Raw genomic sequence first — 562 nt, forward strand, 5'->3', positions numbered from 1 at the left:
CGCGACTGGCTGCGCGACGTCCTGCCCCGCCTGGAGCAGTGGACCCCGTTGGAGCGGATCGCGCCCGTGCGTAGCCATGGCGACGGCCCGACCCAGGCCAGCTTCACTGCCTCGACCCTATCGGCCAGTCTGGAGCTGGTGAAGGAAGGCGCCATGGACGTGAAACAGGCCCAGGCCTTCGCCGAGGTCTTCCTGAAGCGGCGCGGGCGCGGCCAACCGCTGGAGCTGACGCCGTGACTCACCCAACCCCGCTCATCCCGGCGAACGCCGGGATCCAGTTCTCTGGCCAAGAGCGCTGCGGTGTGCGGGCGCGCACGGATAGGGCGGTGGGAGCCGCTCAAACCTGGGTCCCCGCCTCCGCGGGGATGAGCGGGAAATAGATGTCGGACCTGTCCTTCCAACCCGATCACGCCGAGATCGAGCGCCGCGTCGAGGCCCTCCTGTTCGCGGCCGCCGCGCCCCTGTCGGCCGCCGAACTGACCCGCCGCCTGCCCGAGGGGGCCGATGTCGGCGGCGCCATCTCGGCCCTGCGCGAACGCTATCAGGGCCGGGGGGTCGAGCT

The 562-nt window shown here is 71.5% G+C and carries 2 pseudogenes; both read left to right on the forward strand.

Annotation, left to right across the window (positions count from 1 at the left end):
- A pseudogene (locus ACK4SE_RS14240) lies at positions 1-237 on the forward strand (segregation/condensation protein A); the annotation flags it as partial.
- 143 nt (positions 238-380) lie between these two features.
- A pseudogene (locus ACK4SE_RS14245) lies at positions 381-562 on the forward strand (SMC-Scp complex subunit ScpB); the annotation flags it as partial.

Origin of the sequence: Brevundimonas sp. (assembly GCF_046293315.1) — a bacterium.
Taxonomy (GTDB): Bacteria; Pseudomonadota; Alphaproteobacteria; order Caulobacterales; family Caulobacteraceae; genus Brevundimonas.